Origin of the sequence: Paenibacillus alkaliterrae (assembly GCF_021532375.1) — a bacterium.
GTDB classification, from domain to species: Bacteria; Bacillota; Bacilli; order Paenibacillales; family Paenibacillaceae; genus Pristimantibacillus; species Pristimantibacillus alkaliterrae.
On record NZ_JAKGAP010000012.1, the window covers coordinates 1 to 9109 of the forward strand.

The following is a 9109-nucleotide window of genomic DNA, read 5'->3' on the forward strand; positions in this document are numbered from 1 at the left end:
ACCAGTCCCAGAAAGGTGTTGACTGGCAGTTTACCACCAATGAAGCAAGAATCAAACTAAAACGCCTTTACCCACAGTTTAAGGATTGATTAGGTAGTAGGAGGATTTTTTATATTTATCGCACGCTGATTGCCGCTATAGTGATTTTGGTTCTACTGAAAAAAATAACTCGTGATATAAAAAACATTTTCGGAATCGTTTTATGACCTTACAATCATAATTATGATCTCTAAACAATCGAATATATTCTTCTTCAGTACGAATATACTCCCCTTTGTCGTACCATTTCATAAACCTATTACATAACGGTTTTTTCTTGCACAAACATGGTTCCATAACGATAATTGTTCCGTTAGGCTTTAGAATTCTTTGAAATTCCTTCATGTAACTTGATATTTCATCCGAAGAAACATGATGCAACACAGCGATAATAAGTATATTATCGATCGATTCATTATCAAATGGGAATCTTTTACTTTCCAAGACCTGAAATGCATGGTCGGGGTACAATCGCTTTGCATAATCAATTCGTTTGGCATCAGGGTCAATCCCAACATAATATAACGGATGGAACATGGAGCAATTCGCCCCAGTACCGGAGCCAAAATCTAATACGGTTTGGCCATCAAATGTAAAGTGGGAATGTACATGATCGTGAATATATTTTTTAGTAAACCATTTCGGTCGGACAAACCAATGATATAGCCTAGGCGAGATATTAATGAGAATTCACCATCTTTCGTATTAAGTCACGAAAGATAATTTAACCAAAACTGCAATCAGATATGCGGCAATTATTTGCATTTTACCTATATCTATTTTAAAAGTGGTTTTCTGCCTGTCAAAAGCAGCATAAACAAGATTTCCAGCACAATCTTTCCTCTAAACCTGTTTTTAGAATCCACTAATGCTTGGTCGCTTTTACAATACCGATTAATAACAAACAGGCTGCCATTTGGCAGCCTGTTTGTTTTATTAGCGATTAAATAACGTCTGTTAACTGCTTGCGGCTATGGCTGTCAAGCGCCTTCCAGTCTGCGATTTCACATCTCCTGCCGTTGATATCCGTCAGTATGATGCGGTTTCCGCTTGGAAACTGCATATGCTCGTGAAGATTGCGCATGGCCAAACGTGTCGTACCCAAATTCGTTTGCAGCTCCCAAAGCCACAGATCGGATTTTTGCTTCACGCTATCCACCCTAGTGACGCGGGGCAGGAAATAACGAAATTGAAGCTCATTGTTAATCTCCTGCAGGCTCTCCGTGTCCAGCTCTTCAATATCTCGAATAATGCACAGCTCTTCGCCCTTCGCACCCCGTATCGAAATATATTGCGTCGTGTATATGAACGGGAAGGCGCGGTATACGACTAGCTCTTCATAGGGCTCTCCTTTAATAATGCCTTGGAAAACGCCTCCCGGTCCTCGGCTGAAAATAACATCATCCGCCTCGGCGATCGTTAAGTCATAGGTGTCCTTCATCAGCCCTCAACCCCCTTAATCTTAGACAGCTCCTGCTGGGCTTCAACAAGCTTATGATAGGCACCTTTTTGAGAGAGCAGCTGTTCGTGAGTGCCAACCTCAACAATTTTGCCGCGTTCAAGAACAACGAGTCTATCCGCATTACGAAGCGTTGAAAGACGATGGGCAATGGCAAAGGTTGTTCTGCCTTGAATAAGACGGGTAATCGCTTCTTGAATTTGCCTCTCCGTCTCCGTATCGACAGATGCAGTCGCTTCATCCAATATGAGAATGCGCGGATCATGAATGATCGCGCGGGCAATGGAAACGCGCTGCTTCTCGCCGCCTGACAAGCGGTGCCCCCGCTCGCCGACCCGCGTATCGTAGCCGTCGGGCAGCCTTACGATGAAATCATGGGCATTGGCAATTTTAGCGGCCCGCATAATTTCAATTGGCGTCGCATCCGGCTTCGAATAGGCAATATTTTCGGCAATCGTTCCGTCAAACAGGAAGGTCTCCTGGAGCACAACGCCAATTTGCTTCCGCAAATCGGATTGGCTTATTCGTCTCAGATCAACGCCGTCTATGCGAATTGCCCCTTCATCCGTGTCATAAAAACGGCAAATCATATTGATAAACGTCGATTTACCGGCTCCGGAATGGCCGACTAAACCAATCATTTCACCCGCTTTGACTTGGAGATTAATGTCCTTAATTACCGGATGATGCTTCTCATAGCCATACGTTACCTTATCAAATACAACCTCGCCTTTAATGGTCCCGATCGGAATGGGATCCCGTACATCCGGCACCTCCGAAGGCGTATCCATAATTTCGAAAACTCGATCGGCGGCGGAAAGCGCATTGCTTGCCCAGTTAATCATTTGACTGACCCATTGAAGGGGACCGAATAACATTGTAAGGTAAGCAATTAATGCCATTAATGTTCCAAGCTGCAGTTCATTCTGAAGCACCGAGAGGCCTCCATAATACCAAATGAGCAGCGTTCCGATTCCAGCTATGAAGGAGAACAGCGGAAACATGCCCTGCCAAAGCCCCTCAATGCGGATGTTATGGCGAACGACCTCGCGGTTAGCCTCCGCATACCGGGACATTTCCGTTGATTCTTGACCGAATGCTTTAAGGACCCGAACACCTTGGAGAGAATCGCCCACCAATACATTTAAACGAAAAATGGATCTCCACTGCTGATACCAGCGACGGCCTATCTTCGGCCAAAGCTTCATGGATACCACCACCATGAACGGCATTGGCAGCAAGGCAAACAGTGTCAGCTTCCAATCGAGTCCGAACATGATAATGAAAATAGCAACAACCCGCAGCGACTCTCCGCTAACCCAGATGACTCCATCCGTCATAAACTGTCTCATCGCTTCTGAATCGCTGTTCACTCTGCCGATAAACTGTGAGGTCTGCCTCCGGTCAAAAAAAGCGAGAGACAACCGCATCAATGCGCTGTATATGTCTCTTCGCAAGTCACCCATCAATTTGGAACCGACCCAAACGCCGATTAATCCGCGTACCGTTTGCATGACCGACATCATCAAGGCCGTGACTCCCAGTCCGATGACAACCATGAGGAGCGTTGAGCCCATATTTTTCGGCTGAAGCACATCGTCAATTATGACTTTGGTCAAGTAAGGCGGGATGAGTTCCACTAGCGTCGTCAAAACGAGCAAGAAACCGGCGCCTACCATTTGCAGCTTATATGGCCTCGCATACTTAAGCATGCGGGCGATTACCTTGCCGTTATTTTTGCAAAGCGGACACACTTGCGTGCCTTCAGACAGAGGATTGTCGCAGGTTGGGCAATAACGCGGAAATTCCTTCTCTGAAGCGATAGGGCGTTCTTCGTCCTTAGCGATAGAAGTCATCAATTTAGCGGCGAAGCCAAATAACGGCGATAAGGCTGCCGTATAACGAGCGATAACGACCGGCCCCTTAATCGTATCTACGAGTAATGTCCCCCCGCCAACGCCGTTAACGGCTCTAGCTTCATTAACATCTTTCGTGCTTAGCTTTAATAACGGGATACCTTCCGTATCCCACAGCGTTATTTCTTGCTCCGTGAAAGCCATCCATTGTTCACCGAAATGACCGTTATGGCGCAGATCCGTTTTCGCACTGAACAATGGCTCTTGAGATAATTGAGCCCGAATAGATCTCGGGAGATTTTCAATAATTGACATGCTTTTCCCCCATCAGTGTTTAATGGCTTCACGCGTTTTGACGATTATTTTACGAATGCTTTCACAGGATAAATGGTATTTCCGTTCCAGCTCGGCGACGGACCATCCGTTCGAATAATGGAAACATATTTCTTTATTTCTTTCGGCCAGCAGCTTCCTCGTTCCGCTAACCTCGCCCCAATGTGCCCGCTGCTCCGCTGCCTTAGGGACATAGATAAGATCACCTTGAATATACTTTTGCAGCTCCTTCAGCAAACTAGGGGGAAGCACATCTCTTCCATTTTTGTAGTTCACGATAAACGTCCTCCTCAAAAAAGCTAAGCATAGTTAGATTATTTGTAGCGATAGTAATCAACATCTTTGCTGCCTCCTTTCGTTATTTTCGTATTTATGGGTCAAAACAAAAAAAACTGTGGATGCTCTTATCCTCCACAGGCGAACCATGCACATCAGGTCACTTTTAAATTATAAAGAAAGCCTTTTCAATTGACAAGAAATTTTTAACAATAATTCCATTAGCGTCATTTGGGAGTAGTATCTTAAATGGGAGGAGGCCTTACAGCCTCCTCTACTTATTCAGGATCTCCGATTAAACGGAGATCACCTCTAAGTTTGTAATCAAATCGATCAGCTCCTTTCCTCATGATTCGTCGGTCCGACTTCATCAGTATACTTCCATATTATAGGCGGGTGAAAGTGAAAGAATGTCTATAAAAGAACTTTACCATTGGATCAAGCGAGGCAGTGCTATGGCTTTATTAAGCTTTTATGAATCCAAATAGCCGCTTGACTGCCGTCCCCCATGGCTATGGAAACCATCTCGGAATGCGCAGTCACATCGCCGGCTGCCCAAACATGCTGTACTCTGGTCATTTTTGTACGTGGATCTACGATAATATGCTTATTGTCTGCCAGCTCGGCTCCCAACTGCTCCGCAATTGCGCTTCGCACTTTATTCCCTCCGAAAGCAACAAAACAACGTTCACTCTCAATGGTTGTGCCATCATTCAATGTAACGCCCTTAAATTGTGATTCCTCAGTAAGAACAGCTCGAATCGGCATTTCTACATACAAAATCCCTTGCAGCTTCAAGCGACTGCGAATGTGATCGTCCAGTGCTGTCAGCTCATGATTAATATAAATAATCTCATTTGTCCAATGCGTGAGTGTAAGCGCCATTTCTGCACCTACGCTCCCTGCACCGAGCACGATTGTACGTTTATCCGATATCTCGTAACCATCGCAGTCCGGGCATACGTAAACACTGATTCCCATGCATGGAATAAGAGCTGGAAAATCCGGCAGCCGATCCTTTACACCAGTTGCAATCAGCAATCTTTTCCCGTTTATTTGGCTATTTTCCTCTGTTGATAGAATGAACCCTCCAGCCTCTTGCACAGCTCTCACGACTTTTCCCCGTATAAAATGAACTCCTAACCTCTCAGCTTGACTTCTTCCTGCGGCTAGCAGCCCAGAGCCGCTGACACCGTCCGGCCATCCGATGAGATTATGGTAGCACCTGCAAAGTGTCGACCTTCCGCCTGCAGCGTCGATTACCGCTACCTGGTGTCGATATCTTCCCAATTGAATAGCAGCTTGCAGACCAGCAATTCCGCCGCCCACAATTACACAGTCAACCTGCATCTTACTGCCTCCCGCCAAATAAAATATAGTTTCTTCGTTTCATTAGCTCCGGCATTGTAATTCCAAGCAGTACGACTGCAACCCCCGCCCATTGAAGCGCACTAACATGCTCATTCAGAATGAATGAGGACAACAATACAGCGACAGGAAGCTCCGATGCGCCTAATATTCCGGCCATCCCTTCACCGATATGCGGTACGCCGACAGCGAACAGAACGGGAGGTATAAATGCTCCAAACAAACCGAGCAGGAATCCATAAAGGATGAGATCACTCATAAGTAATCCGTTAAATAAAAAAGTTGGCGGAAAACATATAAAAACGAACAGCATGCCGCCGGTTATCATCCATGCGCTGCGGTAAGCGGGGTGTACAGAGGGTAGTGCCTTCCCGCTGAATATAATAAATAATGAATAACTGACTGCGGAAAGAAGCCCCAATATAACGCCTATTCCATTAAATTGCCCCGTTCCTTGCTCCATAATCCCTGCAGCCAGCACTGTACCGCCCAATAATAAGGCTATCGTAGAAACCATGATTCGGTTCGGACTCTTACGCTGGCTTACAGCCTGGGTAAGCACGCCGATCCAAGTAAATTGGAATAATAAAATAATGGCCAGCGAAGCGGGAATATAATGGAGCGATTCATAATAAAGCAAGCCTGTAATCGCTGTAGGCGTACCGGCAGCCATTAGAAGCAGCCTTTGCTTCCACTTTAATCTCCCGGTCGTATTCGAAGCATTCGGAGCTTGCCCAGATTGTCCGCCAGCCCTCCGTTTCCCGCGAATCTTCATAATTAACGCCAACCCCCATGCCAGAACAAAGCCCGTAAAAAGCTGACTGCCGACTACTTCGCCAAGGTCATATCCTCGACCATAAGCAAGTACGACGATAGTGGATAAGATCCCGTAGCATGCGGAGCCTAGAAATACAGATATTACATATTTCATCTTTCAAATGCCCCTTTCTAATGTTCACAAACCTGTAATCGAGCGCACAAAAAAACCTAACCATAAATATAGGATCATCAAGAAATGATCTTATATTCGTAGTTAGGAAGTTAAGGCTCCCCGTAGAAACCCTCACCCTTTGTTCCATCCAGTCGTGAGGTTATACGAAATATTCTTTTGTGCTCGATTCATTACCAATGGTCATAAATGTTATCCTCTCCATTGAATAAGTTTCTAGTCCTCACTATTTCAATTCTTCCACAATATTCGGTGGTATATGACCGGTTAAGGCACTTACCAGGTTTTGCGCCGCGAGCATCGCCATATCATTGCGTGTTTGAGTAGTAGCTGAGCCGATATGCGGTAAGGTCAGTACATTGGGCATTTTCAAAAAAGGATGATTAACATCGACTGGCTCTTTCTCATACACATCAAGACCAGCCCCGGCAATCGTTCCTTGCTGCAAAGCTTCGATCAAAGCCGCTTCATCGATCGTTTGTCCGCGGGAGATATTGACGAAGATTGATGACGGCTTCATTAATTGAAACTCTTTTCGCCCAATCAGTCTGGTTGTCTCCGGTGTTAACGGCGCTAGCAGCACGATGAAATCTGTAGAAGCGAGCAGCTCGTTCAACTCGGCATAGCGGACACCCAGCTTCTCCTCTGCTTCCGGCTTCCGGCTGCGATTATAATAGATAACATCCATCTCAAAACCAAACTTTGCCCGACGAGCGACAGCCTCGCCGATCCGCCCCATACCTATAATGCCAAGCTTTGCATGATGAACATCCTTGCCAAACAGCTTTTCACCGTCTCTTGGATTCCACAGCCCCTCTTTGACATAACGATCTAATTCCGCCACTCTTCTTGCTGTTCCTAATATAAGAGCCAGCGCTAAATCCGCAACCGTATCATTTAGAACGTGAGGTGTGTTCGTACCTATGATTCCGCGCTGCTTCATAGCTGTTATATCAAAATGGTTGTAGCCCACGCTAATACTGCTGACAACCTTTAAACGGGGTGCCTGCTCTAACAATTCAGCGTTAATTTTCCGACCGCCCGTAAGCAGACCATCCGCTTTTGCCAGCTTGTCCTTCAGCAGATCCTTCGGAATCGGTTCAGAGTGATCCCATTTCTCTATTTCACAGCTCTCGGCTATGTAGGCTTCAACATCCACGGGAATTGTGCGATCAATAAACACGGTCGGTTTCATAAATAGTCTCCTCTCGGCTTTCCACTTCGTCCATATTAATAAGCTCGTTCATATTGCTTTGGAGGTGATACTTTTTTATCAATAGCCTGAATTGCATGAAGCGACCAGTAAGGATCGCGCAGCATACCGCGGGCAATCGCTACTAGATCGGCATCTTCATTCGCAATAGTCGCTTCAGCTAATTTCGGATTGTCCAGCAGGCCAACCGCGATAACGGGAACCTGCAGCGCTTCTTTGAATGCCCTGGCCATTGGCACCTGATACCCGGGATAGTTGCCGGGTTTTCTCTGTCCAGACGGACCGCTCTCTCCTCCGCTTGAAACATGGAATACATCCACGCCTGCAGCGAGATATTGCTTGCTTATCGCTATACTATGGGCTAGATCATACCCATTCTCCATATATTCAATCGCCGAAATTCTAAAGATCAGGGGCATGTCTGCAGGCATGACGCTCTTCATGGCCTGAATCACTTCAACCCCGAACTTAGCGTAATCCTGTCCATATTCATCTTTCCGATCGTTGATTGCAGGCGAGTGGAATTGATGAATCAAGTATCCATGAGCGCCATGAATTTCTATCGTATCTACGCCGGCTTCTACGGCCCTTCTGGCAGCATCTTTAAACTGTTTGACAATCACCTTAATTTCTTCGGCGGAAAGCGGTCTCGGCGTTTTGAAGCTAGGGCCGGCCGAAATAGCCGAAGGACCGACAGGCTGCAACGCATCCTCGGCTTTGCGCCCGGCATGGGCAATCTGGATTCCTATTTTCGCATCGTATTTATGTACTTCGGATATAATCCGCTTAAAAGCGGGAATTTGCTCATCGGACCATAAGCCGAGATCATAATCGGTAATTCTTCCATCCGGATCCACATCCGTCATTTCCATCATAAGGAGTCCAGTTCCGCCGATCGCGCGTGATACATAATGGACGAAATGCCAATCATTCGGTGCTCCATCCTTTGCTTCTACGGAGTATTGACACATCGGCGCCATGACAATCCTATTTTTTAATTCAAGGTTTTTAAGCGTAATCGGTGTATTTAAATGATTGACTGTCATAGAACTCTCTCCTCTATTTATGTGTAGTTATGATTTCTTCTCACTAATGAAACCACAGAAAGCTAACTTTTGAAATTAGTGATCTTCTGTTCACATAGCTCCCTATTGATTTAAGTTGAAAATAGACGAGCAGTCAACTATAATATGAATACTCCCGCCACTTACCGATGCAGACGCTTCGGCTGAAGTGGGGGTTTCTGATGTATCATCCTTACTTATTTCAGGATGCTTAACACCAGTGGAGTTGACACATTGATGGTCTGGTTACCACCCAACCCCTCTATCCCATCGGTTCCTTTGGCGGATACGTTTGGGAATACTTTACGCATAATGTTGGCGGCGCCGTTCACATCGGCATGAATCAAGCCTTTTGTGCTCGTATACAGCCCTCGATGAATCCGCTTGCCGGAGAAGGTCCATGCCCCCTCTTCGTCATAACGCGGCAATCGATATTAAGCTGCAGCTTGGTCTTTAAAGCTTGAGAAATTTCCGTCCTTTGATCACGCAATCCTGATTGGAGAACACAACTTCTTTCACCTTGCTCCGTGCATATCCCGGAATATTAGGCTT

Annotated in this window: 8 protein-coding genes, 1 pseudogene and 1 riboswitch; all 9 genes and pseudogenes read right to left on the bottom strand. The window is 45.9% G+C overall.

Annotation, left to right across the window (positions count from 1 at the left end; translation table 11 throughout):
* Window positions 1-135: 135 nt before the first annotated feature.
* On the bottom strand, window positions 136-729 hold the full coding sequence (locus L1N85_RS07105) for a class I SAM-dependent methyltransferase (RefSeq protein WP_328285170.1): 594 nt from the start codon (window positions 727-729) through the stop codon (window positions 136-138).
* A gap of 253 nt (window positions 730-982) precedes the next feature.
* On the bottom strand, window positions 983-1480 hold the full coding sequence (locus L1N85_RS07110) for a DUF1854 domain-containing protein (protein ID WP_235236550.1): 498 nt from the start codon (window positions 1478-1480) through the stop codon (window positions 983-985).
* On the bottom strand, window positions 1480-3669 hold the full coding sequence (locus L1N85_RS07115; protein ID WP_235236552.1) for an ABC transporter ATP-binding protein: 2190 nt from the start codon (window positions 3667-3669) through the stop codon (window positions 1480-1482). Before L1N85_RS07115 ends, L1N85_RS07110 begins: the two co-directional genes overlap by 1 nt.
* Window positions 3670-3681: 12 nt before the next feature.
* The gene (locus L1N85_RS07120; RefSeq protein ID WP_235236554.1) at window positions 3682-3963 is read right to left on the bottom strand and encodes a CD3324 family protein; all 282 of its coding nucleotides are present in this window, start codon (window positions 3961-3963) and stop codon (window positions 3682-3684) included.
* Between the two features lie 453 nt (window positions 3964-4416).
* Window positions 4417-5313 (bottom strand): NAD(P)/FAD-dependent oxidoreductase, encoded by an 897-nt coding sequence (locus tag L1N85_RS07125; protein WP_235236556.1) that lies wholly within the window; start codon window positions 5311-5313, stop codon window positions 4417-4419.
* A 1-nt stretch (window position 5314) separates the two neighbouring features.
* On the bottom strand, window positions 5315-6262 hold the full coding sequence (locus L1N85_RS07130) for an EamA family transporter (RefSeq protein WP_235236558.1): 948 nt from the start codon (window positions 6260-6262) through the stop codon (window positions 5315-5317).
* Window positions 6263-6341: 79 nt separating this feature from the next.
* A riboswitch (purine riboswitch) is annotated at window positions 6342-6450 on the bottom strand.
* Between the two features lie 56 nt (window positions 6451-6506).
* A complete protein-coding gene (locus L1N85_RS07135) occupies window positions 6507-7475 on the bottom strand; it encodes a 2-hydroxyacid dehydrogenase (RefSeq protein WP_235236560.1) in 969 nt (322 codons plus the stop codon).
* Window positions 7476-7510: 35 nt separating this feature from the next.
* Complete coding sequence (locus L1N85_RS07140; RefSeq protein ID WP_235236562.1) at window positions 7511-8539, bottom strand: NADH:flavin oxidoreductase/NADH oxidase; 1029 nt, start codon at window positions 8537-8539, stop codon at window positions 7511-7513.
* Window positions 8540-8754: 215 nt separating this feature from the next.
* Window positions 8755-8985, bottom strand: a pseudogene (locus L1N85_RS07145) (RNA-guided endonuclease InsQ/TnpB family protein); the annotation flags it as partial.
* Window positions 8986-9109: the final 124 nt, after the last annotated feature.

Coding starts and splice junctions, on each gene's coding strand:
- L1N85_RS07110 (WP_235236550.1), bottom strand. CDS start 1,480: ATGAAGGACACCTATGACTTAACGATCGCCGAGGCGGATGATGTTATT.
- L1N85_RS07115 (WP_235236552.1), bottom strand. CDS start 3,669: ATGTCAATTATTGAAAATCTCCCGAGATCTATTCGGGCTCAATTATCT.
- L1N85_RS07125 (WP_235236556.1), bottom strand. CDS start 5,313: ATGCAGGTTGACTGTGTAATTGTGGGCGGCGGAATTGCTGGTCTGCAA.
- L1N85_RS07130 (WP_235236558.1), bottom strand. CDS start 6,262: ATGAAATATGTAATATCTGTATTTCTAGGCTCCGCATGCTACGGGATC.
- L1N85_RS07135 (WP_235236560.1), bottom strand. CDS start 7,475: ATGAAACCGACCGTGTTTATTGATCGCACAATTCCCGTGGATGTTGAA.
- L1N85_RS07140 (WP_235236562.1), bottom strand. CDS start 8,539: ATGACAGTCAATCATTTAAATACACCGATTACGCTTAAAAACCTTGAA.